This is a genomic window from Streptococcus sp. ST16 (assembly GCF_046098135.1).
Lineage (GTDB): Bacteria > Bacillota > Bacilli > Lactobacillales > Streptococcaceae > Streptococcus.
Genome location: NZ_JBJUSE010000002.1, coordinates 55,733 through 81,373, shown reverse-complemented (window position 1 = coordinate 81,373; position 25,641 = coordinate 55,733). Strand labels below are relative to the sequence as shown.

Here is a 25,641-nt window from a genome sequence, read left to right as displayed (position 1 = left end):
AAATGTATGGGATGGTGGCGCGAAACCATTGATATTGTAAAAGAAAATGATCCAGCGGCACGCAACAGTTTGGAAGTTTTGCTGACTTATCCAGGTGTCAAGGCCTTGGCGGCCCACCGTCTCTCGCATTTTCTCTGGAAGCATGGCTTTAAGCTTTTAGCTCGTATGCACAGTCAGTTTTGGCGCTTTTGGACGCAGATTGAGATCCATCCAGGTGCTCAAATAGAGTCAGGTGTCTTTATCGACCATGGTTCAGGCCTGGTGATTGGAGAGACAGCGATTGTTGAAAAAGGCGTTCTTCTCTATCACGGAGTGACTCTTGGTGGGACAGGGAAGGATGTTGGCAAACGCCATCCGACTGTGCGTAAAGGAGCTCTCATATCGGCCCATGCCCAAGTCATCGGACCGGTAGAAATCGGTGAAAATGCCAAAGTCGGTGCTGCTGCAGTAGTCGTGGCAGACGTACCTAGTGATGTGACAGTTGTCGGTATTCCTGCTAAGATTGTCCGTCTTCATGGCAAGAAAGATGAGCCGGTTATTCATGAGGTTGAAGAAAAACGAGAGTACTACGTCAATAAACTCGAACATGCTAGAGAAGCTAGTCACAGGTCTTCTGGTTTGTAGAGAGTTGTAATGCTTTAGGTAGGAGGTTAGGTAAATGCTGTTAGAAGAATTCGAAAATGTACCTGCTGTTATCGAACCAACTGATCGAAGTATTCGTGGTGGTGGAGAAATTTGTGATACGATTATTTTATCTTTTAATGGAGAAATCGTTGAACGAGTGAAGCAGTTTGAAGGTGTTTATGAAGCTGGCTATCTAACCAATCTAAATGGCAAATTCCCATGGTATATCTATGAAAAAGAAGGGAGAAAGGTAGCAGTTGCTATGGCTACTATTGGAGCCCCAATGGTTGTAGGACTCTTAGAAGAACTCAAGGCAAGAGGATTTAAGAACTTTATTGTTTTGGGTTCTTGCGGAGTTTTAGATCAGTCTATTCAGGCAGATAAAATAATCCTACCAAGTTCAGCTCTACGTGATGAAGGTACAAGTTACCATTATGCTCCTGCTAGTGATGAGGTAGCTTATGACGAAACTCTGCTCTTAACCATGGAAGAGGCTTTGAATAAATCTGGTATTGAGCACATTCGAACAAAGGCTTGGACTACAGATGCTTTCTATCGTGAAACAGCCGATAAGGTCAAACGTAGACTAGCAGCAGGTGCGACTGTTGTGGATATGGAAGCCTCAGCAATTATGGCTTGGGCACAATTTCGACAAGCCAAGGTTTATCAGTTTTTCTACACGGCTGATTATGTTGACTATCACAATCATGAGTGGGATGCAAGACATGAAGAAAGAAAAGCAGATGCTGTGACTTTTTTTGAGATAGCATTAATTATTGCTAGAGAGTTGGATTGAAACTACTCTCTACTAATAAGTAAGAAAGGAGACAGTGAGTGATTAAAATCTATGACACTATGTCTCGTGATTTGCGAGAATTTGTTCCGATTGAGGACGGCAAAGTCAAGATGTATGTTTGTGGGCCAACCGTGTACAACTATATCCACGTGGGGAATGCCCGTTCGACGGTGGCTTTTGATACCATTCGTCGTTATTTCGAATACCGTGGCTACGAAGTTGCCTATATTTCCAACTTTACAGATGTAGACGATAAGATTATCAACCGTGCCAAGGAAGAAGGTATCACGCCTCTGGAGGTTGCGGACAAGTACATCGCTGCCTTTCGTGAGGATGTGACAGCTTTAGGCGTGAAACCTGCGACTCGTCATCCGCGGGTGGTGGAGTTTATGGCTGACATCATCCGTTTTGTCGCTGACTTGATTGAAAAAGGTTATGCATACGAGAGTCAAGGAGATGTATACTTCCGCGTGGAAAAATCTCACAACTATGCTAAGTTGGCCAATAAAACCTTGGAAGATTTGGAGCTGGGTGCTTCAGGTCGGACAGATGAAGAAACGGCTCGCAAGGAAAATCCTGTGGACTTTGCCCTCTGGAAAGCTGCAAAACCAGGCGAGATTTCTTGGAACAGTCCTTGGGGACCTGGTCGTCCGGGTTGGCATATCGAGTGTTCGGTTATGTCAACAGAGATTTTGGGCGATACCATTGATATTCACGGTGGTGGAGCTGATTTGGAGTTTCCTCACCATACCAATGAAATTGCCCAGTCAGAAGCAAAAACAGGCAAGACTTTCGCCAACTACTGGATGCATAATGGCTTTGTCAATATCGACAATGTCAAGATGTCTAAGTCCTTGGGTAACTTTATCACAGTGCACGATGCTCTTAAAACTCTTGACGGACAGGTACTTCGATTCTTCTTTGCGACTCAGCATTACCGCAAGCCTATCAACTTTACGGAAAAGGCAGTGCGGGATGCCGAGACCAATCTCAAGTATCTGAAAAACACTTACGAGCAGCCATTTTCTGGAGCTGTAGATGCTGGGGAGTTGCAAGCTTTTAAAGATAAGTTTGTGGCAGCCATGGATGAGGATTTCAATACGGCAAATGGGATCACAGTCGTCTTTGAAATGGCAAAATGGATCAACTCTGGCAACTATGATGCAAGTGTTAAGGAAGCTCTTGCGGCTATGTTGGAAGTCTTTGGAATTGTCTTTATCGAGGAAGTTTTGGATGCAGACATTGAAGCCTTAATCAAAAAACGCCAAGAAGCGCGTGCTAATCGTGACTTTGCGACAGCTGACCAAATCCGTGACCAATTGGCGGCTCAAGGAATTAAGCTCCTTGACACCAAGGATGGAGTGAGGTGGACTCGTGATTGATGTCAATCTCATTAACGGGATTGCGCTGGCTTTTGAAGGGGATGCGGTTTATTCCATGTATATTCGTCGCCACCTCATCCTCAAAGGCATGACCAAGCCCAATAAACTCCATCAAGAGGCGACCAAGTATGTCTCAGCCAAGGCTCAGGCTCGCCTGATTGCCCTCATGTTGGAGGAGCAAGTCCTGACGGAAAAAGAAGAAGAAATCTACAAACGTGGTCGCAATACCAATAGCCACACAAAGGCTAAAAATGCTGATGTGGTGACTTACCGCATGTCTACAGGTTTTGAAGCAGTGATGGGCTATCTCCATCTGACTGAAAATGTGGAGCGTCTAGAAACCTTAATTTCTTGGTGCATCCAAAAAGTGGAGGGCTAGAATATGATTGCAAAGGAATTACAAGACTGGTTTCCTGAAGCTCAGATTTCAAATCAGCCAGTAGAGAAACCGGGCTATCTCACTCTCCCTTTAGCTTCTCAGCAGTGGATTTTACTGGAGGAAGCTGGGCTCAGCGAGCGTGAAAAGCAGCTGGTTGCCCTTTTGACCCAGCAGGAGCAGGCCCGTTCGCTCAATCCTTGGTATCCCTATCTGATTGAGGGGAAGGGGCAGGCACCGCAAACATTTAAAAAAATTCAGCTGGTTTATTGCCATCTTTCCTATTCCCAACAAGAAAATCTAGCCTCTTGGCTAGACATGATGCAAACTCTCTTTCCTAACTGCCAGACAGTGTTACAGGTCGGTGCTCAGGATTATGTTTTCGTGCTTCAACAAGATAAGTATACCTCTGTACGAGCTATTTTAAGTGATACGATTGAAGCGGTTGAGTATGACTTTGGTCTTCGTCTGTCTATCATGTTGGGGCAGGTCTGGTCACAGACAGGACATCAAGCTCTATCAGACTTAATCAAAGCGGAGCGGGACTTGTTTAAGACTTGGTGGCGTCAAGGTCATCAAGGTGTTCATACCTTTTCACAACTCTATCTTTGGAGTATGGGAGAAAGACTAGTGGATCTGAGGGTTATTAAAGAATGCCTGCATCAGATGATCTTGGACCAGGACCAGATTCAGGAAATTATTCTTTCTCTTTGGGAAAACAGTGCTGTCTTAACCAAAACTGCCCAGCAACTCTACCTGCACCGCAATTCTCTCCAATACAAGATTGATAAATGGGAAGAATTAACAGGGCTTCAGTTAAAAGAATTGACAGATTTGACCTTATGTTATCAGTTGATTTTACCAGATATTCTCTAAAGTTTTGTGCAAGTTGCACAGAACTTTTTTATTTTTTTGGTCACCTTGCCATAGAAATGTAAAGCGTTTTCATTTATAATAAGACTATCAAAAAATAAAAGGAGTTCACCTTCCATGGTAGAATTAAATCTTAAAAACATTTACAAAAAATATCCAAATAGCGAACACTACTCAGTTGAAGACTTCAACTTGGACATCAAAGACAAAGAATTTATCGTTTTCGTAGGTCCTTCAGGATGTGGTAAATCAACAACTCTTCGTATGATTGCTGGTCTTGAAGACATTACAGAAGGTACTGCATCTATCGATGGCGTGGTTGTCAACGACGTAGCTCCAAAAGACCGTGACATCGCCATGGTATTCCAAAACTACGCTCTTTACCCACACATGACTGTATATGACAACATGGCTTTCGGTTTGAAATTGCGTAAATACAGCAAAGAAGACATCGACAAACGTGTGCAAGAAGCTGCAGCAATCCTTGGCTTGAAAGAGTTCTTGGATCGTAAACCTGCTGACCTTTCTGGTGGTCAACGTCAACGTGTTGCCATGGGTCGTGCCATCGTCCGTGATGCAAAAGTGTTCTTGATGGATGAACCTTTGTCAAACTTGGATGCCAAACTTCGTGTATCAATGCGTGCTGAAATTGCGAAGATTCACCGTCGTATCGGAGCTACAACTATCTACGTAACGCACGACCAAACAGAAGCGATGACACTTGCGGACCGTATCGTTATCATGTCAGCAACTAAGAACCCTGCTGGTACAGGTACTATCGGACGTGTAGAACAAATCGGTACTCCTCAAGAAGTTTACAAAAACCCAGTTAATAAATTCGTAGCAGGATTCATCGGAAGCCCAGCTATGAACTTCATCAATGTGAAATTGGTTGGTAGCGAAATTGTTTCAGACGGTTTCCGTTTGAAAGTTCCAGAAGGAGCATTGAAAGTTCTTCGTGATAAAGGCTACGAAGGAAAAGAATTAATCTTCGGTATCCGTCCAGAAGATGTGAATGCAGAACCTGCTTTCCTTGAAACATTCCCAGAATCAGTTGTCAAAGCTACGATCTCAGTATCAGAATTGCTTGGTTCAGAATCTCACCTTTACTGTCAAGTTGGTAAAGACGAATTTGTTGCAAAAGTGGATGCTCGTGACTACTTGCAAACAGGTGCGACAGTTGAACTTGGATTTGACTTGAACAAAGCACACTTCTTCGATGTAGAAACTGAAAAAACAGTCTACTAAGATAAATAAAATAACAAAGCACTGCAGAGTCTCTCTTGCAGTGCTTTTTCTTTTAATTGCTTAGGTTAGGCATGAAAACAGGCTTTTCTAGTTTTAATATTCTTAAAAAAGTGATAAAATGGTAGGAAGAATTGGAGAGTATAGATGCCGAAAGAAGTGAATTTGACGGGCGATCAGGTAGTCGCTTTAACGAGAGAATATTTAACAAAGGAAGACGTTGCTTTTGTACAAAAAGCTTTGATTTACGCAGTGGATTGTCATAGTGGGCAGTTTCGCAAATCTGGTGAGCCCTATATTATCCATCCTATTCAGGTGGCAGGAATTCTGGCCAAGCTCAAGCTGGATGCCGTAACTGTTGCCTGTGGTTTTTTGCATGACGTTGTTGAAGACACAGATGCGACACTGGATGATCTGGAGAGAGAGTTCGGTCATGATGTTCGGATTATCGTTGATGGAGTGACCAAGCTCGGTAAGGTTGAGTACAAATCACTCGAGGAACAATTGGCTGAAAATCACCGCAAGATGCTCATGGCCATGTCAGAGGATATCCGTGTTATCTTGGTTAAATTATCGGACCGTTTGCACAATATGCGGACTCTCAAACACCTTCGAAAGGACAAGCAAGAACGGATCTCCAGAGAAACCATGGAAATTTACGCACCACTTGCTCATCGTCTAGGGATTTCCAGTGTCAAGTGGGAGTTGGAAGATCTATCTTTCCGTTACCTCAATCCAACTGAGTTTTACAAGATCACCCACATGATGAAGGAAAAACGTAGAGAACGAGAGGCTTTGGTCGACGAAGTCGTAACCAAGTTGGAGGACTATGCTACCGAACGTAATCTCAAAGGGAAAATCTATGGTCGTCCTAAGCATATCTATTCGATCTATCGCAAGATGCAGGATAAGAAGAAACGCTTTGAGGAAATTTATGACCTGATTGCCATTCGCTGTATCTTAGATACCCAGAGTGATGTCTATGCCATGCTGGGTTATGTGCATGAACTTTGGAAACCCATGCCAGGCCGCTTCAAAGACTATATCGCCAATCGTAAGGCCAACGGTTACCAGTCTATCCATACGACCGTCTATGGACCAAAAGGGCCTATTGAATTCCAGATTCGGACCAAGGAAATGCACGAAGTGGCTGAGTACGGGGTAGCAGCTCACTGGGCTTATAAGAAAGGCATTAAAGGGCAGGTCAACAGCAAGGAATCTGCTATTGGAATGAACTGGATTAAGGAGATGATGGAGCTCCAAGACCAGGCTGATGATGCCAAGGAATTTGTGGACTCTGTTAAAGAAAACTATCTGGCGGAGGAGATTTATGTCTTTACTCCTGATGGTGCAGTTCGTTCCCTTCCGAAAGATTCAGGACCGATTGACTTTGCCTATGAAATTCATACCAAAGTCGGAGAAAAAGCGACTGGTGCCAAGGTCAATGGCCGTATGGTTCCACTGACAACCAAGCTCAAGACAGGGGATCAGGTTGAAATTATCACCAACCCCAACTCTTTTGGTCCGAGTCGTGACTGGCTCAACATGGTTAAGACCAGCAAGGCGCGCAACAAGATTCGTCAGTTCTTTAAAAATCAAGACAAGGAATTATCTGTTAACAAGGGCCGTGAGATGCTGATGGCCCAGTTCCAAGAAAACGGCTATGTAGCCAATAAGTTTATGGACAAGCGTCATATGGACGAGGTCCTTCAAAAGACCAGCTACAAGACAGAGGAAGCTCTCTATGCAGCCATTGGTTTTGGAGAAATTGGCGCTATTACCGTCTTTAACCGATTGACCGAAAAGGAACGTCGTGAGGAAGAACGCGCTAAGGCCAAGGCGGAGGCAGAAGAGCTTGTCAAAGGTGGCGAAGTTAAGGTTGAAAATAAAGAAACCCTCAAGGTTAAGCATGAGGGCGGTGTCATTATTGAGGGAGCCTCAGGTCTCTTGGTTCGGATTGCTAAGTGTTGTAATCCCGTGCCGGGTGACGATATTGTTGGCTACATCACCAAGGGGCGTGGCGTGGCTATTCACCGTGTGGACTGTATGAACCTCCGTGCTCAAGAAAACTACGAGCAACGTCTCCTTGATGTGGAATGGGAAGATCAATTCTCAAGCAAGGAATACACTGCCCACATCGATATCTATGGTCTCAATCGTACAGGGCTTTTGAACGATGTTTTACAGGTTCTCTCAAACACGACCAAGAATATCTCGACCGTTAATGCTCAACCAACCAAGGATATGAAATTTGCCAATATCCATGTCTCCTTTGGTATTTCCAACCTCTCTACACTGACTACAGTCGTGGATAAGATTAAGAGTGTGCCAGAGGTCTACTCTGTCAAACGGACCAATGGCTAATTCTCCCCTCAGTTACTAGAAAGGCTATTATGAAAATCATTATCCAACGGGTTAAAAAAGCCCAAGTGAGTATCGAAGGTCAGGTTCAGGGAAAAATCAAACAGGGGCTCTTATTACTGGTCGGTGTTGGCCCAGAGGACCAAGAGGAAGATCTGGACTATGCTGTAAGAAAGCTTGTCAATATGCGGATTTTTTCAGATGCAGAAGGTAAGATGAATCTGTCTATTAAGGATATTGAAGGGGAAATCCTTTCTATTTCTCAGTTTACCCTCTTTGCAGATACTAAGAAGGGCAATCGTCCAGCTTTTATAGGAGCAGCCAAGCCGGATATGGCATCAAACTTCTATGACGCTTTCAATCAAAAACTAGTACAAGAAGTGCCTGTTCAGACAGGTATCTTTGGAGCGGATATGCAGGTGAAGCTGGTCAATGATGGACCGGTCACCATTATCCTTGATACAAAAAATAGATAAGAAAACCAAGCCCAGTCGGCTTGGTTTCTGTTTAGAAACAATCGCATAAAGAAATGTGTTTGTCGTAAAAGTCTGGATAGTTTTCTCTTAGGTGGCTAGCCGTCAGATAATAAAAAGTAGAATGGCAAGAAGTGACGATTGGCATAAGAGAGGAAAATCGCTGAGAATTAGTGAAGGCTAAAAGGACAAATAATAGAAAATCAATGGTGAGAACCCCTAAATAGTAGAAGCGAATCTTTTTATTGATTTGAGGATAAATCTCAGGGAAATGATGTTTGAGTCGGAAGACCAAGCGAGACAACAGTAGTCCCTGAGCGAGGACGAAAATAAAACCAGAGAGCAGGAGCCAGTCCAAAGATGCCTTGGGTCTAGTGGTAAAAAATGTAAATAGTAGCAAATCGGAGACTGCAATGGCTGCGAAGTGTAGTCTAAAGAGCTTTTTCATAGGATGACCTCCCTCTTTTATCTAACTTCATTTTACACCAAACGAATGGGAGTTACAACTAACATAATAAAAAATCCCTGAAAGGAACTTCTTTCAGGAATAAGGGGTTAGTTGATTTTTTCGACATAGAGTTGTTTGGCGATATCGAGACCAACTTGGAAATCTTCACCTTTGTTGACCAGTGTAAAGGTATTGGAAAAATTATCAAACTGCTTAACTTGGAGTTGGTCACCAATATGAATCTCATACTTTTCTAAGTATTTGAGCAGATCAAAGCTATCGTGAACCCGAGTCAGGAGGTAGGTACCGGCTTCTTTGGTCTCTGCTAGTGGTAAGTTGTTGATTTCGACCAAGGGCTCTCCCTTGGCTGGGATGGTTCCTCCGTGGGGGCAGGTTTTAGGGAATCTCAGTAGTTTATCCAGTCTCTCTACGAAGAGATCGGATACAGTGTGCTCTAGGACCTCAGCTTCTTCGTGGATCTGGTCACTGGTATAGTCGAGATGGTGAACTAGAAAGACTTCAATCAATCGGTGCTTGCGATAGAGTTCTGAGACCAGTTTGAGGCCAATATCTGTCAATAGATAGCCGTTCTCCTTATCCTTGAGGATGAGATTCTCACTTTTCATGCGTTTGATCATCTCTGTTACGGCAGGTGGAGAGACCTGCATACGGGCAGCAATTTCTTTATTGGTAATTTTTTGCATCTCCGTACCGATTTCATAAATACATTTTAGGTAGTCTTCTTTATTTGGCGTCATTCGTTTCCTCGTGTCTTTTCTCTCCATCTAGTATATCAAAAAAAGCTAGATTTCTCTAGCCTTCTGCCCTAATGGCTTTGATTTTAGTCCAGTTCTTTCACTGCAGCAATAGCAGCTTCAAAGTCTGGTTCCGTGTTGATGTTATCAACGTATTCTACGTAACGGATGACATTATCAGTGTCGAGAACAAAGACAGCACGTGCAAGGAGATGCCATTCGTTGATCAAGAGGGCATAATCGCGCCCGAAAGAATGGTCAAAGTAGTCTGAAAGCATGATGGCATTGTCAAGGCCTTCAGCCCCGCACCAGCGCCCTTGGGCAAATGGTAGGTCCATAGAAACAGTAAGAACGACGGTATTATCAAGGTTGGCAAGTTCTTGGTTGAATCGACGTGTTTGCGTTGAGCAGATACCAGTATCGATAGAAGGGACAACACTCAAAACTTTTTTCTTTCCATCAAAGTCAGATAGTGTTTTTTTAGAGAGATCGGTTGTAGTGAGAGAAAAGTCAAGTGCCTTGTCTCCGACTTGCAGTTGTTTACCTGTAAAGGTTACAGGATTTCCGAGAAAAGTGGTCATGAAACTACTCCATTCTTTTTTCTTTTATTTTACCGAGAATTGTCAGATTTTTCCAATGATTTGACTGGAAATTAAGAGATAAAAAACGCCTGTTCACGTGAGAACGACGTTTTTAATGGATTACTTAGACAAACCTTCAGCAATCTTGTCAAGGTTGTATTTCATCATGCTGTAGTAGCTGTCGCCTTCTTTGCCTTCTTCAGCGATTGAGTCAGTAAAGATTTGTGCGTAAATCGGGATGTTTGTGTCTTGTGAAACAGTCTTCATTGGACGGTCATCGACACTTGATTCAACAAAGAGGGATGGAACTTTTGTTTGGCGAAGTTTTTCAACCAAGGTCTTGATTTGTTCCGGTGTACCTTCTTCTTCCGTGTTGATTTCCCAGATGTAGGCACTTGGAACTCCGTAAGCTTTAGAGAAGTATTTGAAGCATCCTTCGCTGGTTACGATGAGTTTCTTTTCAGCAGGGATATTGTTAAATTTTTCTTTGGCTTCTTTGTCTAGTTTATCTAGTTTTTCAGTATAGTCTTTGAGATTTTTTTCGTAGAATTCCTTGTTGCTAGGATCTTTTGCAATCAGCTGTTTAGCGATATTTTTAGCATAAATCATCCCATTTTCAAGGTTGAGCCAAGCGTGTGGGTCTTCTTTGCCTTTTTCGTTTTGGCCCTCAAGGTAGATGATGTCTACGCCGTCACTAACTGCAAAGTAGTCTTTGTTTTCAGTTTTCTTGGCATTTTCGACCAATTTTGTAAACCAAGCATTGCCACCTGTTTCAAGGTTGATACCGTTATAGAAAATCAAATCAGCTTGAGAGGTTTTCTTAACGTCTTCAGGAAGTGGTTCGTATTCGTGTGGGTCTTGACCAACAGGAACGATACTGTGAAGATCAATCTTGTCACCAGCGATATTTTTGGTAATATCAGCGATGATTGAGTTTGTAGCAACAACTTTTAGTTTTTGACCAGAAGCTGCATCTTTTTTTCCGCTAGTACATGCGACAAGTGCAATGACGGAAAGAAAGAGTACAAGCAATGTACCTAATTTTTTCATTAGATTCCTCCAGAAAGGGTCTCCCCTTATTTATTGATTTTTTTATGTTTCAGTTTCAAATATCGTTGTTTTGGAGCGATAAAGAAGCTGATGAGAAAGAAACTGGCAGATGTGAGCACGATGCTCGATCCTGCTGCAAGATTGAAGCTATAGCCGATAAAGAGTCCCACAACAGAAGCAAGGGCTCCGAGACTTGATGAAAGGAAAATCATGCTCTTTAGGCTATTAGCATAAAGGTAAGCCGTCGCAGCTGGGGTGATCAACATGGCCACGATAAGAATGGTTCCGACACTTTGCATGGCAGTGACTGACACAAGGGTCAAGAGCACCATGAGCAGATAGTGGTAGAAATTAACGGGCATTCCCATTGCTTTAGCCAGAAGCTCGTCAAAGGATGTAATCAATAGTTGTTTAAAGAAAATCCCAATAATCAAGAGAATCAATGCCCCCATACCAATGGTAATCCACATGTCCGTATCTTGGACAGCGAGGATATTCCCAAAAAGGATATGGAAGAGGTCTGTCGAACTCTTGGCAACACTAATCAAGATGACACCTAAGGCTAAGAAAGATGAAAAGGTAATACCAATGGCAGTGTCACTCTTGATGATGGAGTTTCCCTTGATGTAGGTAATGATGATGGAAGCCATCAAACCAAAGATAATGGCTCCAATAAAGAAATCAATTCCCAGGATAAAGGAAAGGGCTACGCCAGGCAAAACTGCGTGAGAGATGGCATCCCCCATGAGAGACATTCCGCGTAGTATGATAAAACATCCCACGGCTCCAGCAACGACTCCGATGACAATAGCTGTGATCAAGGCGTTTTGTAGGAAATGGAAATGTTGCAATCCATCGATAAATTCTGCTATCATAGGTCACCTCCATTGAAAAAGAGTTTGCTACCGTAGGCCTTCTTAAGATTGGCTTCGGTAAAGGTTTCTTTAGTCGGACCAAGGTCTATTAATTCTCGATTGAGAAGCAAAACTTGATCGAAATAATGGGGGACTTTGCTGAGGTCATGATGGACGATGAGAACTGTTTTACCAGCTTTTTTAAGGTCTCTCAGCGTGTTCATGATAATCTCTTCACTAACCGAATCAATCCCGACAAATGGCTCATCTAGAAAGATGTAGTCAGCTTCCTGCACTAAACAGCGGGCAATCAACACACGTTGAAATTGTCCGCCTGAGAGCTGGCTGATTTGGCGATCAGCATAGTCTGAGAGCCCAACGATTTCAAGTGCATCTGCCACTTTTTTCCAGTGGCTTGCCTTTAAGGTGTGAAAGAGTGGGATGGATGGATAGAGTCCCAGAGAGACGCATTCCTTGACCTTGATAGGGAAATTGTAGTCGATATGGATCTTTTGCTCGACATAGGCAACTCGATGTAAAGATTTCTTGAATTCTTTGTCATCGAGGAAGGCCTGACCTTCATGTGGGATAATTCCCAACATACTTTTTAATAAAGTTGATTTTCCAGCACCGTTTGGACCAATAATTCCGGTAATAGTTGGTCCGTGGAGCACTAGTGAAATATCCTTTAGTGCCAACGTTTCTTTGTAGGAGACACTGAGGTTTTCGATACGTATCATACAGTTGTATTCCTCCTGCCTTTTAATATACCTTAAAAAAAAAATTAAGTCAAGTTAATTTTTGAAAAATTTAAAATAATAACTGAAAAATGAGAGACCATTTTTAATTGCATTCTCCTGTGTTTTTTGCTAAGCTAGGAATAAGTGAAAAAATGAAAGCGAGAACAAGATGACACGTTATCAAGACGATTTTTATGATGCAATCAATGGCGAATGGGAAAAGACAGCTGTTATTCCAGCTGATAAATCTCGAACAGGTGGTTTTATTGACCTTGATGAGGAAATTGAAGAGTTAATGCTGGCAACTACGGACAAGTGGTTGGCAGGAGAGGATGTCCCAGAGGATGCTATCCTCGCAAACTTTGTTAAGTATCATCGTATGGCACGTGATTTTGATAAGAGAGAAGCAGAGGGGATTAAACCTGTCCTTCCTCTACTCAAGGAATACCAAGACTTAGAAAGTTTTGCAGATTTTACCAGCAAACTAGCAGAGTTTGAACTAGCTGGTAAACCAAACTTCCTTCCATTTGGTGTTTCACCAGACTTTATGGATGCCAGAACCAATGTTCTCTGGGCTAGTGCACCAGGAACAATCTTGCCAGATACAACCTACTATGCTGAAGACCATCCTCAACGTGAGGAGCTCTTGACTCTTTGGAAGGAAAGTACAACGAATCTACTCAAAGCCTATGATTTTTCAGATGAGGAAATCGAAGATTTGCTAGAGAAGAGATTGGAATTGGACCGTCGTATAGCAGCAGTTGTCCTTTCAAACGAAGAAAGTTCAGAATATGCCAAACTCTATCATCCATACGCTTATGAAGATTTCAAGAAATTCGCCCCTGCCCTACCTTTGGATGATTTCTTCCAAGCCGTTCTTGGGCAAGTGCCTGACAAGGTTATCGTAGATGAGGAACGTTTCTGGCAAGCAGCAGATCAGTTTTATAGTGAAGAAGCTTGGCCTCTACTCAAAGCAACCTTGATTTTAGCTGTGGTGAATCTTTCAACCAGTTATTTGACAGATGAGATTCGTGTCCTGTCAGGTGCTTATGGTCGTGCTCTTTCAGGTGTTCCAGAAGCTCAGGACAAGGTCAAGGCAGCCTATCACTTGGCTCAAGGTCCTTTCAAGCAGGCTCTGGGTCTCTGGTATGCGCATGAAAAATTCTCCCCAGAAGCAAAGGCAGACGTAGAGAAAAAAGTAGCGACCATGATTGACGTTTATAAGGAACGTTTGGCTAAGAATGACTGGCTGACTCCTGAAACGCGCGACAAGGCCATCGTCAAACTCAATGTTATCAAACCTTATATTGGTTATCCAGAGGAATTACCTGCCCGCTACAAGGACAAGGTAGTGGATGAAACAGCTAGTCTTTTTGAAAATGCCCTAGCCTTTGCGCGTGTGGAAATCAAGCATAGCTGGAGCAAGTGGAACCAGCCAGTGGATTACAAGGAGTGGGGTATGCCAGCTCATATGGTCAATGCCTACTACAATCCTCAGAAGAACTTGATTGTCTTTCCAGCTGCTATTTTACAGGCTCCATTCTATGATTTGCATCAGTCGTCTTCAGCCAACTACGGTGGTATTGGTGCTGTGATTGCCCATGAGATTTCCCATGCCTTTGATACCAATGGTGCTTCTTTTGATGAAAATGGTAGCCTCAAAGACTGGTGGACTGAGAATGACTATGCTGCTTTCAAAGAAAAGACTCAAAAAGTTATCGACCAGTTTGATGGTCAAGAATCTTACGGCGCAAGGATCAACGGAAAACTAACCGTGTCAGAAAATGTTGCCGACTTGGGAGGGATTGCTGCGGCCCTTGAAGCTGCCAAGAGAGAACCAGACTTCTCAGCAGAAGAATTCTTCCACAACTTTGCTCGTATCTGGCGCATGAAAGGCCGTCCAGAGTTGATGAAACTCATGGCTAGTGTCGACGTGCATGCACCAGCTAAACTCCGTGTCAATGTCCAAGTGCCAAACTTCGATGACTTCTTTACAACCTATGATGTCAAAGAAGGTGATGGTATGTGGCGTTCACCAGAGGATCGTGTGATTATTTGGTAAAACAAAAACCAAGGATGATTGTCCTTGGTTTTTTACTTGCTAGAAAAAGGGGTTAAAGGTCTTTTCGTGAGCAATGGTCGTAGCTGGGCCGTGGCCAGGATAGACATCGTAGTTAGGAAGAGTAAAGAGCTGGGACCGAATACTATGGAGAAGTTGTTCCAAACTACCAGTAGGAAGGTCTGTCCGTCCAATGGTTTCGCGGAATAGAGCATCTCCCGTTAAGACTAGATGGGCATCAGGAAAGAGCAAGGAAACACCTCCGATAGAATGGCCAGGTGTTGGCAATACCGTAAAACGGAATTCCTCAAGCTGGTATTCTTGATGAAAAACAAAGGTGTGTTCTGCAGGTTTGCAGATGACATCAGCCATATCATCGTGACGAGGTAGGCCAGAGAGATTGTCTACAGGAGTATAGAGCCAGCTGGCTTCACTTTCTGCTACATAAACTGGGGGATTTCCAAAAGTATCTCTGACCAAGTCAAGGCTCATAATATGGTCGTAGTGGGTGTGGGTCAGGAGAATCGCACAGACGGGTTTGTTGATTTTTTCGATAGTTTTGCGAATAGCTTCCCAATGGCTGCCAGGATCGACCACAATCAGGTGTTGGTCTCCTTCTAGATAATAAGTATTTTCATAGGCAACGGGGTTTACGGTTTTATGGATTTTCATACTGGCTCCAATCTCAAAGAATCTACTCAACTAAGTATAGCATAGAAGAGAGAAATAAAGTAAAAAGAAAGTCCCTCTTTTTTATTAGAGGGACAAGGATCTTATTTAAACTTGAAACCTTCGTAAATGAGTTTTGCCTTGGGATTCTTTTTCTTAATCTGCTTAGCAAGGGCCTTCATCATAGGTAGAGGTCCACACATATAGACAGTAGTCTGGTCAGGGATTTCTTCTTGCTCCAAAGTCAGGTATCCATTTTCATTACTATCGACCAGATACAGGTCAAAGTTAGCATTTTGACGGGCATATTCACGAAGTAGATCTAGGTAGACAGCATTTTCCTCTCCACGGAAACTATAGTAGAAGCGAACGTTTCTGTCTAGGATAGGATGCTCTCGGATATAAGAGATGAAAGGTGTCATTCCAATACCACCTGCGATCCAGATTTGCTGCTTTGAACCATGTGCCATAGTCATATGCCCATAGGCTCGATCGACAGCAACCTTGCTACCAACTTGAAGTTTGTCATAGATATTCTTGGTGTGATCACCAGAATTTTTAATTGTAAAATAAAGAGTTCGTCCTTGTCCTCCTGAGATGGAAAAAGGGTGTGGAGCAGTCTCAAAACCTTTCTGGAAAATTTTTAGAAAAGCAAATTGTCCATATTCGTAGGTGAAAGGATGACTGAGTTCTATTTCAATTTCAGTTGTATCGTGGTTGAGGTGTTTGATTCCTACGATTTTTCCAAGATAGGTGAAACCGACCTTTTGATAAAGGAAAATAATATAAAAACCAGCAAGCAAGCCTAAAATAGCATAGATTCCAAAGATAAGACCTAGGAAACTAAAGGAGAGGAGACGATTTCCCATGATCATCAAAACATGAAAGAGTCCAAAGATATAGGCTAGATAAACCAATCGATGAATCCATCTCCAAGCTTCATACTGGATGTATTGTTCTAGATAGGCAACCAGAACAATGCTGATAAAGATATAGATAGCGATATTTCCAAACTGGGCAGCTAAATGCGAACCCCAGAGACCTCCCATGCTAAAGTTGTGTAGGGTTAGTAGGAGAATAGATAGAAAAGCGGTGAATTTGTGAGCTAGATACATCTTTTCAAGTCCGTTAAACCAAGCCTCAAGCAAGGGTAAACGGCTAGCTAGTATAAAAGTAAGTGAGAGGGTAGTAAGAGCTAAACCAGGGATTAGAAACTGACTAGCGCCTGAACTGAGCCAAGCTAGGATAGTCAGAAGCATACTAAGTCCGATAAATAAAATACCTTTTAATGATTTCATAGTAGATGTCCTTTCATAGATTAACTTACACCAGATGTAATTATGTTTGTTACAGTTTAACAAAAAAAGAATTTATCGTCAAGGTTTAGGATTTAGGTTACCTTTTCTGACCCTTTTTTCTAAAAAAGCCAACGAATCGGGTGATTCATTGACTTTCTAAACTTAACGATTTTTCCAAGCTTGGTAGCGAGTGTCGATCAAGAGTTGGGTTAGGCGTCCCATGGTTTCTCTTTCTTCGGGAGTGAGGGATTGGGCTTGGACAAAGAGATGGTGAACGTGTTCAATGACCTTGAAGGAAGAAAGATCGTTGATAGAGGAGATGCCCGCATCGAGAATGATTCCAAAAAAGAGGTCAAAGTAGAGCTGCAGTTCTTCGTCAGGAACTGTTTCAACCCATTCCTTGAAGGTTGTATCGACTTGCTGACTATCACTGTTGGTCTCGTCTAGTTGGACAAAGTGTTTGTCTTCAATCTGCCAACTAAAGGTATCGTGCTGGGCGATACCACCCAAGGCAGTGCTTCGAACGACGATTTTTTTGTCCGGAATTTCCAGCATCATCCCGATAATAGAACCTTGTGGGACAAATATTTTCGTTCTTTCCATCATGTTTTGATAGCCTGGTGTTTCGGTTAGTTCCTTGTGAAGGCCAGGGGCATCAAAAGTATAGATAGCGATAATGTTTTTCTGCAAGTTTGGATCAAGTTGACTGGCAGCATAGACGGCTAGATTGCCTCCTTTTGAATGCCCTGCTAGAATAACCTTTTGGTTAGGATGTTGGGGAAAAAAGTCCTGTAAATACTGGAGGGCATGTTTTTGAGCTGGAATTTCCTTCATATAGGTCATATGGAAATCTTCTTTCCAACCGATGATACTGTCATCAGTTCCGCGAAAAACAAGCAAAAAAGTATCGAGACTGATACGATAAGTCATAGCCGCAAACTGTTTTTGCAATTCAGGATCAATATCATTGATAAAATTTGATAGCTTGCAATTTTTAAAGCGTTTGTGTTGAGAGAGTTGATCCAACAACTGGAGGCGGTTTTTATTGGTCAACATCGTCGTGTCTCTAGGGATTTGTGGTGCTAGATCTATGAGACGCTTTGCTTCTTGGGCAACTACATCATCAAAAGGAAGATAGGTTAATTCAGTCAAGGCAAGAGCATCTAACTCGTTCATGGGAAGGTCATAAAAGGAATCGTATGCTACATCATTCAAGTAGTCAAAAATATTGGCCATAAAAGCTCCTTTCTCTATGTTTATCCTATCACATTTACCTAGAATTAGCTAGTAGGCTTGTTAGATTTTGCTACACTGCTAGCGTGCTGATTCAAATACAGCTTTGCGTTTTATCCCATTAGAAAATCTGTTATAATAATAGAAAAAGGAGGAGCGCATGCACAAGATTTTACTAGTAGAAGATGACCAAGTTATTCGACAACAAGTTGGGAAACTGCTCTCTGAGTGGGGATTTGAAGTCGTTTTGGTAGAAGACTTTATGGAAGTGTTGAGTTTATTTGTTCAGTCGGAGCCTCATTTGGTCCTCATGGATATCGGTCTGCCTCTTTTTAATGGTTACCACTGGTGTCAGGAGATTCGCAAGATTTCCAAGGTGCCCATTATGTTTCTGTCTTCGAGAGACCAGGCGATGGATATTGTCATGGCGATCAATATGGGAGCAGATGACTTTGTGACCAAGCCATTTGATCAGCAGGTCCTCCTTGCCAAGGTTCAGGGCTTGTTGCGCCGTTCCTATGAATTTGGCCGTGATGAAAGTCTGCTAGAGTATGCGGGTGTGATCCTCAATACCAAGTCTATGGATCTGCACTATCAGGGGGAAGTCCTGAGTTTGACCAAGAATGAATTTCAAATTTTGCGGGTTTTGTTTGAACACGCAGGGAATATCGTGGCGCGTGATGACCTGATGCGGGAACTCTGGAACAGCGACTTTTTCATCGACGACAACACCTTGTCTGTCAACGTTGCTCGTTTGCGTAAAAAATTGGAAGAGCAAGGTTTGGTTGGATTTATCGAAACCAAGAAAGGGATAGGATACGGACTGAAACATGCTTGATTGGAAATCATTTTTTCTAGCCTATCTGCGCTCTCGCAGTCGCGTTTTTACCTATATTTTTTCATTAGGCTTTCTCGTCCTTCTCTTTCAGTTTTTATTTGCTAGTCTAGGATCTTATTTTCTTTATTTTTTGCTGCTCAGTAGTTTTTTGACTGTTTTATTTTTGGTTTGGGATATTTTTGCAGAAGCTCAGGTTTACCGGCAGGAAGTGCTCTATGCTGAAAGAGACCCAAAGTCTCCTTTGGAATGTGTGCTAGCGGAAAAACTCGAAGAGCGTGAGTCTGAATTGTATCAAAAGAAGTCAGAAGCCCAAAGTAAACTGACGGATTTGCTTGACTACTACACCTTGTGGGTTCATCAGATCAAGACCCCCATTGCGGCTAGTCGACTTTTAGTGGCAGCAGTTTCTGATCGGGAGGTCAAGCAGCAACTGGAACAGGAAATCTTCAAGATTGACTCCTATACCAATCTGGTGTTGCAGTACCTGCGTTTGGAGAGTTTTCACGATGATTTGGTATTTGAACAGGTTCAAGTGGAGGACTTGATCAAGGAGATGGTTCGTAAGTATGCTCTTTTCTTTATCCAAAAGGGACTGACGGTCAATCTACATGACCTTGACAAAATCATCGTGACCGATAAGAAGTGGCTGTTGGTCGTCATTGAACAAATCCTCTCAAACAGCCTCAAATATACCAAGAAAGGTGGACTAGAGATTTATATGGAAGGCCAGGAGCTCTGTATCAAGGATACGGGAATCGGGATTAAAAACAGTGATGTGCTCCGAGTCTTTGAACGTGGCTTTTCAGGATATAATGGTCGCCTAACCCAGCAGTCATCTGGACTTGGACTTTACCTATCTAAGAAAATTTCTGAAGAACTGGGTCACCAGATTCGTATTGAGTCTGAGGTTGGAAAAGGAACGATAGTGCGGATTCAGTTTGCTCAAGTGAACTTAGTCCTTGAGTGAGAAGAGTAGATAAGAGCCCAGGATAAGACAACTGGGCTTTTCTATCTTTAACTGTGTATCCTAGTAAATTATTTTATCTACTATAAACAAATCTCTGAGGGATATGAAGACCACGAACGAAAAGGTAGGTCTAGATCAAAAGCAGATTAAGCGAACCATTAACAAGCAAATCTTGACAGTTTTCTTCCTTCCTGTAATTTTTGCATTTCTCCATTGGCTTTTGCTTATCATATGCTTAGTTTAGTTCTCAAGGTCATTGAAGTAGTCGATGATACCATGAGGTTGACGATAACTTTCTCTATCTGTTCAATTGATAGATTTCTTCAGAGAAAGACTGTAAAATTTTTGATATAATGCTAAGGATGGACTGACGGATAATTAAAGGATAATTTTCAAAAGAATAACAGGTGAGAATTAAAAATATGTAAGATTGGACAGAAGTCTCTCTACCATCATCCATGCAGAAACAAGATTATATGAAATAAAAGGAGTAACCAATGACCGGAAACTATTCAACACGTGAATACCGTGAGAAATTATATGATGATCTTCATGTTCGATTAAGAGATACAGTGATTTTGATGTGTGCGATTTTTATTGCCTCTATCGGCCTAAATATGAATTCAACAGCTGTCATTATTGGAGCCATGCTGATTTCCCCTCTTATGACACCGATTGTTGGACTGGGTTTTGGTTTAGCTATTTTTGATACCCGTTTAATCAAACAATCCCTAGAGGTTTTATTTACTCAAGTATTGGTCAGCTTGCTTGTCTCGGCTCTGTATTTCTGGATTTCTCCCTTATCTTATGAAAGTAGCGAATTGATTGCACGAACCTCTCCAACCATTTGGGATGTTCTCATTGCTATTGCTGGTGGGATAGCAGGCGTAATTGGTTCAAGGAAAAAAGAAGCAAACAATATCGTGCCAGGAGTAGCCATTGCAACAGCTCTGATGCCACCTATCTGTACTGCAGGCTATGGTTTAGCTAATGGAAATGTACGATTTTTATTTGGAGCTCTCTATCTTTTCTTGATCAATTGTGTCTTTATCATGCTAACCAACATTGTTGGAACAAGAATTTTGATGAGGAAATCTCCCTTAAGTTCATTTAAAGAGCTAAATATTAAAATGAGAATTGGGTTGATATCCTTGATTGTATTATTGGTTCTTCCAGCCAGCTATTCAGCAGTCACTCTGACGATAGATCAAGCGCGAAAAGAAGGAATCAAACAGTTTGTAGGAAAAGAGTTCGCCAATCATACGGTCATTAATCAAGTCTACAAGTCAAGGAACAATGAATTGGTCTTGACGGTTGTTGGAGATCCGATTTCAGAAGAAGAATTAGAAACGCTCCACCAAAAACAAGCCTCTTACGGTATTCAATCTGTTCAATTGAAAGTCAATCAAGTTCATAATTCGACAAAATTAGATAGTGAGACGACCAAGGAATTTTATGAAACCATTAACAAGTATATCGATCAAAAACTCTCTGAAAAGGATTCACAAAAAGAGCTCGTAAAAGAAAATGAAGCAGATAAGGATTGAGGATATTGACCTTATCTAACTCATGAAAGCAAATCTTGTGTGGTGGTTTGGTCAATCACTACTAGCTCGGGTTAAATAATACTCTTCGAAAATCAAATTCAAACCACGTCAGCGTCGCCTTACCGTACTTAAGTACAGCTTGCGGCTAGCTTCCTAGTTTGCTTTTTGATTTTCATTGAGTATAAAATATAAAAAGCAACAGCTGAAATAGTTGTTGCTTTTTCTGGCTCTGAAAAATGTTTCTCAGACTGTGATTGTTTTATTTCTCAACGCGTGATTTGTTGGCGATATCAGCTAGGATAGCTTGAACAAAGTCATCAACTGAGACAGTTTGTGTTTCTTTTTGGCCATAGCGACGAACATTGACTGTTCCGTCTTCCATTTCCTTGTCTCCAACGATTAATTGGTAAGGAATTTTGCTGGTTTGAGAGGCACGGATCTTGAACTGCATTTTTTCATTGCGCTCATCTACGTCTGCACGGACACCACGGTCACGGAGTTTCTTAGCAACTTCCCATGCGTAGTCCACATGTTTTTCGTTAGAAACGGGGATGAGGGTTACTTGGTGTGGGGCAAGCCATGTTGGGAAGGCACCCTTGTAGTTCTCAATCAAGATAGCTGTGAAGCGTTCCATAGTTGAGATAACCCCACGGTGAATCATGACTGGACGGTGTTCATCACCATCTGCTCCAACATATTTGAGGTCGAAGCGTTCTGGAAGCAAGAAGTCAAGCTGGATAGTAGAAAGGGTTTCTTCTTTACCGAGGGCAGTTTTAACTTGGATATCCAATTTTGGTCCGTAGAAGGCTGCTTCACCTTCAGCTTCGTAGTAGTCCAGTTCCATATCATCCATAGCTGCTTTCAACATGCGTTGTGCATTTTCCCACATCTCATCGTTGTCAAAGTATTTGTGTTTATCTTCTGGGTCACGATAAGACAAGCGGAAACGATAATCTGTCAAATTAAAGTCTTCATACACGTCGATAATCAATTGAAGAATTTTCTTGAATTCTTCCTCAATTTGTTCTGGAGCTACAAAAGTATGGCCATCATTTAGGGACATTTCGCGTACACGTTGAAGGCCTGTAAGGGCGCCAGATTTTTCATATCGGTGCATCATGCCAATCTCAGCGATACGGATTGGTAATTCACGGTATGAGTGTACATGGTGTTTATAAACTTCGATATGGTGAGGACAGTTCATTGGGCGGAGGACAAACTCTTCACCGTCTCCCATGTCCATAGTTGGGAACATATCTTCACGGTAGTGATCCCAGTGACCAGAAGTTTTATAGAGTTCCACTGAGGCAATTGGTGGAGTGTAAACATGTTGGTAGCCTGCAGCGATTTCCTTGTCAACAATGTAGCGTTCCAATTCACGACGGATAGTTGCTCCGTTTGGTAACCAGAATGGTAAACCTTGTCCGACTTCTTGTGAAATCATGAAGAGGTCAAGCTCTTTACCGAGTTTACGGTGGTCACGTTTCTTGGCTTCTTCACGCATTTGAAGGTAGTTCTTCAAGTCTTTCTTGTCAAACCAAGCTGTGCCGTAGATTCGTTGCATCATCGCGTTGTCGCTATTTCCACGCCAGTAGGCACCAGCTACGTTGAGCAGGTGGAAGATTTGGATACGACCTGTTGATGGGACGTGAGGACCACGGCAGAGGTCCACGTATTCGCCCTGACGGTAGATAGTCAAACCGCCTTCGTCTTCTGAGTGTTCTTCAATCAATTCCAATTTGTAAGGGTCGTTCTTGAAGATTTCACGGGCCTCGTCCTTAGTCACTTCTTCGCGGATTGATGGGAAGTTTTCTTTAACGATTTTCTTCATTTCTTCTTCGATACGAGGCAGGTCTTCATTGGAGATTTGACCAGCTTGGTTGTCGGTATCGTAGTAGAAACCATCTTCGATAGCTGGACCAACACCTAAGTGAATGTCTGGGAAGAGGCGACGAGCTGCTTGGGCAAACAAGTGAGCAGCTGAGTGGCGCAAGATTGGCAGAGCATCTTCGTGATCAGGCGTCACGATTTCGATGCTTCCATCTTCAGTGATAGCACGAGTAGTGTCGATGAGTTTGCCGTTAAATTTACCAGCCAAGGCTTTTTTTGATAGGGAATTGCTGATAGATTGGGCAATTTCAAAAGTAGTAACGCCAGATTCGAATTCACGAACAGCGCCATCTGGGAAAGTAATCTTAATCATGGTTTTCTCCTTATAAAGTTTTTATTAGCCTAGTTATGATGAAGGTGCCTTTGAAATATAAATAGAAATTCCTTTTGATTTCTTCGTTAATAAATCAAAAAAACGACATCCTCAAAAGGACGTCGCAACGTGGTTCCACCTTCATTTATGTTCCTCAAAAAAGAGGGACACCTCAGATTGGCTTTAACGTAGCCACCGTTTTATGTTTGCATAAAAGTCAGTAGAGTAGTATCAGTTTAGGCTTTCTATGCGTTTCCAGCAACCACGCACTCTCTAGTAGAAAGGGACTAAGTGACTTGTCTCTATGCATTATTATAGCATGATTGCGAGAATTTTCAAGGTTTTTGTATAATTTTTTTGTTTTTCTCTCTTTGGAAGACATGCTTGATACCCATGCCAGCAGCCAAGCCAAGTAAGGCAAAGAGTTCATAGGCTAGGAAGTAAAGCAGGATGAACTCACCAAAAGTGATGATGGTAAAGCAAAAGACCAGACCAATACCAAGTAGCCACCAAAGTGAGAAACGAAATCGATAGCTATAAAGTAGCGATACGATAAAGGTTACTAGGGGAGAAAAGAGGAGAATGTTATAAATGTAAAGTCCCTTCAGCGTATAAGAATCAGATATCAGCAGTAAAAGCAACTCATAGAGGGGCCAGTAAAAGAAGAATAGAACAAGGTAGTATGGAATATACTTAAGATATTTCCGCATGGCAATAGTCCTCCAATCTGCAAAAATTGAGAGATGTTGAAGACCACATAATCCTAAATGAAGGGAAACTCTCTACTTATATTATAGCACGTCTCGGAAGCCTTTACAAGTTAATCCAGTGAGTAGTGATAGGGATCTTTTCGAGTGTTTTCTGCTATAATACTAACAAAAGAAGTAAGAGGAAAAGAGGAGAAAGGATGACGAAAATAGCAGTTCTTTCAGACATACATGGGAATACGACAGCCTTGGAAGCTGTACTGGCTGATGCTAAAAAGGCAAAGGTAGATGAGTACTGGCTTTTGGGGGATATTCTTATGCCGGGAACGGGACGTAGAAGGATATTGAATCTTTTAGCGGCTTTGCCTATTACTGTAAGAGTTCTTGGTAATTGGGAGAATAGTCTCTGGCGAGGTTTGCATCGTAAGCTAGATTTGACAAAAGCTAGTCATCGCTACCTCCTACGTCAATGCCAGTATATATTAGAAGAAATCAGCCCTGAAGAAATCGAAGACCTCCACAATCAACCCATGCAAGTTCATCGTCAGTTTGGTGATTTGATGGTGGGAATCACTCACCATCTCCCTGATAAAAACTGGGGTAGGGAGTTGATTCATACGGGAAAACAAGAAGATTTTGATAGATTAGTGACGGAACCGCATGCCTCCATCGCAGTATATGGTCATATCCACCAACAGTTGCTTCGTTATGGGAGTGATGGGCAGTTGATTCTTAATCCGGGTTCGATTGGGCAACCCTTCTTTTTAGATGCGGGATTACGTAAGGACCTGCGGGCTCAGTATATGATTTTAGAGTTTGATGAAGCAGGTTTGGCTGATGTTGATTTTCGACGAGTGGATTATGATGTAGAAGCTGAATTGCAGTTGGCTAGGGATTTAAAGCTCCCCTATTTCCAGGTCTACTATGAAAGCTTGGTAAATGGGATTCACCATACTCATAACCAAGAACTTCTGTATGAGATTGCCCAAGAACAGGGGCATGATATTGAGTTGGATGCATGGTTAGATAGTAGTAATGATTGACATGACATCAAAAAGGGGTATAATGGGTATGAGAAGAGAGATGATGAGAATCTCAGGTGAAAGGGGAACAAAATGCAAATTTCAAGTCGATTTACCATTGCGACCCATATGCTAATTATCATTGCTATCAAGGGACAGGAAAGCAAGGTGACCAGTGATTTTCTCGCAGCTAGCGTTGGAGTTAATCCAGTCATTATCCGTAAGACTTTGTCGCAACTCAAAAAAGCAGGATTGATTTCAGTTGCTCGTGGGACGGGTGGTACCGAAATTATCAAAGACCTCCAAGATATTAGCCTTTTTGATGTTTATCAGGCAGTCGAATGTTTAGGAAAATCTGGTAAGCTCTTTAGTTTCCATGACAATCCCAATCCTAACTGTCCAGTAGGGGCTAATATTCATAAGGTCTTGGATCAGAAATTGCTGGATATCCAAGTAGCTATGGAAAATCAACTTCGTCAGATGAGTCTGGATCAGGTTGTGGCAGATGCAGAAGCAAGAATAGTAAAATAAGAGGACTAG

At 42.3% G+C, this 25,641-nt stretch carries 25 protein-coding genes and 1 pseudogene; 15 read left to right on the top strand and 11 right to left on the bottom strand.

All coding sequences use genetic code 11. The features are described 5' to 3' along the window. The first annotated feature begins 6 nt into the window (after positions 1-6). The 8 genes from cysE to dtd all read left to right on the top strand — a co-directional run bounded on the left by cysE (position 7) and on the right by dtd (position 8,133). Positions 7-624: a serine O-acetyltransferase gene (cysE, locus tag ACIY14_RS02130; RefSeq protein WP_409001347.1), complete on the top strand. Its 618-nt coding sequence runs from the start codon at positions 7-9 to the stop codon at positions 622-624. Positions 625-658: 34 nt separating this feature from the next. Continuing rightward, a complete protein-coding gene (locus ACIY14_RS02125; protein ID WP_409001346.1) occupies positions 659-1,420 on the top strand; it encodes a nucleoside phosphorylase in 762 nt (253 codons plus the stop codon). Positions 1,421-1,458: 38 nt separating this feature from the next. Then, on the top strand, positions 1,459-2,802 hold the full coding sequence (gene cysS / locus ACIY14_RS02120) for a cysteine--tRNA ligase (protein ID WP_409001345.1): 1,344 nt from the start codon (positions 1,459-1,461) through the stop codon (positions 2,800-2,802). Beyond that, positions 2,795-3,181 (top strand): Mini-ribonuclease 3, encoded by a 387-nt coding sequence (locus ACIY14_RS02115; RefSeq protein ID WP_000567912.1) that lies wholly within the window; start codon positions 2,795-2,797, stop codon positions 3,179-3,181. The genes cysS and ACIY14_RS02115 overlap by 8 nt, the downstream gene beginning before the upstream one ends. Before the next feature lie 3 nt (positions 3,182-3,184). Continuing rightward, positions 3,185-4,054 (top strand): helix-turn-helix domain-containing protein, encoded by an 870-nt coding sequence (locus ACIY14_RS02110; protein ID WP_409001344.1) that lies wholly within the window; start codon positions 3,185-3,187, stop codon positions 4,052-4,054. 114 nt (positions 4,055-4,168) lie between these two features. After that, positions 4,169-5,299 carry an ABC transporter ATP-binding protein gene (locus ACIY14_RS02105; protein WP_000229944.1) on the top strand — a complete coding sequence of 377 codons (1,131 nt, stop codon included), beginning with the start codon at positions 4,169-4,171 and terminating at the stop codon, positions 5,297-5,299. Between the two features lie 144 nt (positions 5,300-5,443). Beyond that, positions 5,444-7,660, top strand: a complete 2,217-nt coding sequence (locus tag ACIY14_RS02100; protein ID WP_409001343.1) for a RelA/SpoT family protein — start codon at positions 5,444-5,446, stop codon at positions 7,658-7,660. A gap of 29 nt (positions 7,661-7,689) precedes the next feature. Then, positions 7,690-8,133 carry a D-aminoacyl-tRNA deacylase gene (gene dtd / locus ACIY14_RS02095; protein ID WP_409001342.1) on the top strand — a complete coding sequence of 148 codons (444 nt, stop codon included), beginning with the start codon at positions 7,690-7,692 and terminating at the stop codon, positions 8,131-8,133. Between the two features lie 31 nt (positions 8,134-8,164). On the opposite strand, the gene ACIY14_RS02090 is transcribed toward dtd, so the two are convergent. From ACIY14_RS02090 to ACIY14_RS02065, 6 genes are all read right to left on the bottom strand, one after another. Further along, on the bottom strand, positions 8,165-8,578 hold the full coding sequence (locus ACIY14_RS02090) for a hypothetical protein (RefSeq protein WP_409001341.1): 414 nt from the start codon (positions 8,576-8,578) through the stop codon (positions 8,165-8,167). Positions 8,579-8,685: 107 nt separating this feature from the next. Next, positions 8,686-9,336 (bottom strand): metal-dependent transcriptional regulator, encoded by a 651-nt coding sequence (locus tag ACIY14_RS02085; protein WP_409001340.1) that lies wholly within the window; start codon positions 9,334-9,336, stop codon positions 8,686-8,688. An 83-nt stretch (positions 9,337-9,419) separates the two neighbouring features. After that, positions 9,420-9,914, bottom strand: coding sequence for a thiol peroxidase (gene tpx / locus ACIY14_RS02080; protein ID WP_070696520.1), 495 nt, complete (start codon positions 9,912-9,914; stop codon positions 9,420-9,422). A 120-nt stretch (positions 9,915-10,034) separates the two neighbouring features. Then, positions 10,035-10,964 carry a metal ABC transporter substrate-binding lipoprotein gene (locus ACIY14_RS02075; protein WP_409001339.1) on the bottom strand — a complete coding sequence of 310 codons (930 nt, stop codon included), beginning with the start codon at positions 10,962-10,964 and terminating at the stop codon, positions 10,035-10,037. A 26-nt stretch (positions 10,965-10,990) separates the two neighbouring features. Beyond that, a complete protein-coding gene (locus tag ACIY14_RS02070) occupies positions 10,991-11,839 on the bottom strand; it encodes a metal ABC transporter permease (protein WP_268719907.1) in 849 nt (282 codons plus the stop codon). Further along, entirely contained in the window at positions 11,836-12,558 is a 723-nt protein-coding gene (locus ACIY14_RS02065; RefSeq protein WP_409001338.1) for a metal ABC transporter ATP-binding protein, read from the bottom strand. The genes ACIY14_RS02070 and ACIY14_RS02065 overlap by 4 nt, the downstream gene beginning before the upstream one ends. A 169-nt stretch (positions 12,559-12,727) precedes the next feature. Here ACIY14_RS02065 and ACIY14_RS02060 point away from each other — a divergent pair, with 169 nt between their 5' ends. Further along, positions 12,728-14,620: a M13 family metallopeptidase gene (locus ACIY14_RS02060; protein WP_409001337.1), complete on the top strand. Its 1,893-nt coding sequence runs from the start codon at positions 12,728-12,730 to the stop codon at positions 14,618-14,620. A gap of 39 nt (positions 14,621-14,659) precedes the next feature. Here ACIY14_RS02060 and ACIY14_RS02055 read toward each other — a convergent pair whose 3' ends face one another. From ACIY14_RS02055 to ACIY14_RS02045, 3 genes are all read right to left on the bottom strand, one after another. Further along, on the bottom strand, positions 14,660-15,289 hold the full coding sequence (locus ACIY14_RS02055) for an MBL fold metallo-hydrolase (protein WP_409001336.1): 630 nt from the start codon (positions 15,287-15,289) through the stop codon (positions 14,660-14,662). 101 nt (positions 15,290-15,390) lie between these two features. After that, positions 15,391-16,584 (bottom strand): oxidoreductase, encoded by a 1,194-nt coding sequence (locus ACIY14_RS02050; RefSeq protein ID WP_409001335.1) that lies wholly within the window; start codon positions 16,582-16,584, stop codon positions 15,391-15,393. A gap of 162 nt (positions 16,585-16,746) precedes the next feature. Then, positions 16,747-17,820: a DUF2974 domain-containing protein gene (locus ACIY14_RS02045; protein WP_409001334.1), complete on the bottom strand. Its 1,074-nt coding sequence runs from the start codon at positions 17,818-17,820 to the stop codon at positions 16,747-16,749. 157 nt (positions 17,821-17,977) lie between these two features. On the opposite strand from ACIY14_RS02045, the gene ACIY14_RS02040 reads away from it, so the two are divergent. From ACIY14_RS02040 to ACIY14_RS02025, 4 genes and pseudogenes are all read left to right on the top strand, one after another. Next, a complete protein-coding gene (locus tag ACIY14_RS02040; RefSeq protein ID WP_000548982.1) occupies positions 17,978-18,655 on the top strand; it encodes a response regulator transcription factor in 678 nt (225 codons plus the stop codon). Further along, positions 18,648-19,622 carry a sensor histidine kinase gene (locus ACIY14_RS02035; RefSeq protein ID WP_409001333.1) on the top strand — a complete coding sequence of 325 codons (975 nt, stop codon included), beginning with the start codon at positions 18,648-18,650 and terminating at the stop codon, positions 19,620-19,622. The genes ACIY14_RS02040 and ACIY14_RS02035 overlap by 8 nt, the downstream gene beginning before the upstream one ends. A 75-nt stretch (positions 19,623-19,697) precedes the next feature. Beyond that, positions 19,698-19,976: pseudogene (locus tag ACIY14_RS02030) on the top strand (ABC transporter permease); the annotation flags it as partial. 143 nt (positions 19,977-20,119) lie between these two features. Next, positions 20,120-21,169: a DUF389 domain-containing protein gene (locus tag ACIY14_RS02025; RefSeq protein ID WP_409001332.1), complete on the top strand. Its 1,050-nt coding sequence runs from the start codon at positions 20,120-20,122 to the stop codon at positions 21,167-21,169. Between the two features lie 259 nt (positions 21,170-21,428). Here the strand turns inward: ACIY14_RS02025 and thrS are convergent, their stop codons facing one another. Together thrS and ACIY14_RS02015 are read right to left on the bottom strand one after the other, a co-directional pair. Then, positions 21,429-23,372 carry a threonine--tRNA ligase gene (gene thrS / locus ACIY14_RS02020; protein WP_409001331.1) on the bottom strand — a complete coding sequence of 648 codons (1,944 nt, stop codon included), beginning with the start codon at positions 23,370-23,372 and terminating at the stop codon, positions 21,429-21,431. Positions 23,373-23,707: 335 nt separating this feature from the next. After that, positions 23,708-24,082 carry a hypothetical protein gene (locus ACIY14_RS02015; protein ID WP_409001330.1) on the bottom strand — a complete coding sequence of 125 codons (375 nt, stop codon included), beginning with the start codon at positions 24,080-24,082 and terminating at the stop codon, positions 23,708-23,710. A 197-nt stretch (positions 24,083-24,279) separates the two neighbouring features. Between ACIY14_RS02015 and ACIY14_RS02010 the strand changes: the two genes are divergently transcribed. Both ACIY14_RS02010 and ACIY14_RS02005 read left to right on the top strand, forming a co-directional pair. Then, entirely contained in the window at positions 24,280-25,122 is an 843-nt protein-coding gene (locus ACIY14_RS02010; protein ID WP_409001329.1) for a metallophosphoesterase family protein, read from the top strand. Between the two features lie 72 nt (positions 25,123-25,194). Then, on the top strand, positions 25,195-25,632 hold the full coding sequence (locus tag ACIY14_RS02005; protein ID WP_409001328.1) for an Rrf2 family transcriptional regulator: 438 nt from the start codon (positions 25,195-25,197) through the stop codon (positions 25,630-25,632). Positions 25,633-25,641: the final 9 nt, after the last annotated feature.

Excerpts from the sequence above, each read along its gene's own strand:
- ACIY14_RS02110 (WP_409001344.1), top strand. The coding sequence starts at position 3,185 with ATGATTGCAAAGGAATTACAAGACTGGTTTCCTGAAGCTCAGATTTCA.
- ACIY14_RS02035 (WP_409001333.1), top strand. The coding sequence starts at position 18,648 with ATGCTTGATTGGAAATCATTTTTTCTAGCCTATCTGCGCTCTCGCAGT.
- ACIY14_RS02045 (WP_409001334.1), bottom strand. The coding sequence starts at position 17,820 with ATGGCCAATATTTTTGACTACTTGAATGATGTAGCATACGATTCCTTT.
- ACIY14_RS02005 (WP_409001328.1), top strand. The coding sequence starts at position 25,195 with ATGCAAATTTCAAGTCGATTTACCATTGCGACCCATATGCTAATTATC.
- ACIY14_RS02125 (WP_409001346.1), top strand. The coding sequence starts at position 659 with ATGCTGTTAGAAGAATTCGAAAATGTACCTGCTGTTATCGAACCAACT.
- thrS (WP_409001331.1), bottom strand. The coding sequence starts at position 23,372 with ATGATTAAGATTACTTTCCCAGATGGCGCTGTTCGTGAATTCGAATCT.
- ACIY14_RS02055 (WP_409001336.1), bottom strand. The coding sequence starts at position 15,289 with ATGAAAATCCATAAAACCGTAAACCCCGTTGCCTATGAAAATACTTAT.
- tpx (WP_070696520.1), bottom strand. The coding sequence starts at position 9,914 with ATGACCACTTTTCTCGGAAATCCTGTAACCTTTACAGGTAAACAACTG.
- ACIY14_RS02065 (WP_409001338.1), bottom strand. The coding sequence starts at position 12,558 with ATGATACGTATCGAAAACCTCAGTGTCTCCTACAAAGAAACGTTGGCA.
- ACIY14_RS02085 (WP_409001340.1), bottom strand. The coding sequence starts at position 9,336 with ATGACGCCAAATAAAGAAGACTACCTAAAATGTATTTATGAAATCGGT.
- ACIY14_RS02100 (WP_409001343.1), top strand. The coding sequence starts at position 5,444 with ATGCCGAAAGAAGTGAATTTGACGGGCGATCAGGTAGTCGCTTTAACG.
- ACIY14_RS02105 (WP_000229944.1), top strand. The coding sequence starts at position 4,169 with ATGGTAGAATTAAATCTTAAAAACATTTACAAAAAATATCCAAATAGC.
- dtd (WP_409001342.1), top strand. The coding sequence starts at position 7,690 with ATGAAAATCATTATCCAACGGGTTAAAAAAGCCCAAGTGAGTATCGAA.
- ACIY14_RS02075 (WP_409001339.1), bottom strand. The coding sequence starts at position 10,964 with ATGAAAAAATTAGGTACATTGCTTGTACTCTTTCTTTCCGTCATTGCA.
- cysE (WP_409001347.1), top strand. The coding sequence starts at position 7 with ATGGGATGGTGGCGCGAAACCATTGATATTGTAAAAGAAAATGATCCA.
- ACIY14_RS02090 (WP_409001341.1), bottom strand. The coding sequence starts at position 8,578 with ATGAAAAAGCTCTTTAGACTACACTTCGCAGCCATTGCAGTCTCCGAT.
- ACIY14_RS02050 (WP_409001335.1), bottom strand. The coding sequence starts at position 16,584 with ATGAAATCATTAAAAGGTATTTTATTTATCGGACTTAGTATGCTTCTG.
- ACIY14_RS02040 (WP_000548982.1), top strand. The coding sequence starts at position 17,978 with ATGCACAAGATTTTACTAGTAGAAGATGACCAAGTTATTCGACAACAA.
- ACIY14_RS02015 (WP_409001330.1), bottom strand. The coding sequence starts at position 24,082 with ATGCGGAAATATCTTAAGTATATTCCATACTACCTTGTTCTATTCTTC.
- ACIY14_RS02010 (WP_409001329.1), top strand. The coding sequence starts at position 24,280 with ATGACGAAAATAGCAGTTCTTTCAGACATACATGGGAATACGACAGCC.
- ACIY14_RS02025 (WP_409001332.1), top strand. The coding sequence starts at position 20,120 with ATGACCGGAAACTATTCAACACGTGAATACCGTGAGAAATTATATGAT.
- ACIY14_RS02060 (WP_409001337.1), top strand. The coding sequence starts at position 12,728 with ATGACACGTTATCAAGACGATTTTTATGATGCAATCAATGGCGAATGG.
- ACIY14_RS02070 (WP_268719907.1), bottom strand. The coding sequence starts at position 11,839 with ATGATAGCAGAATTTATCGATGGATTGCAACATTTCCATTTCCTACAA.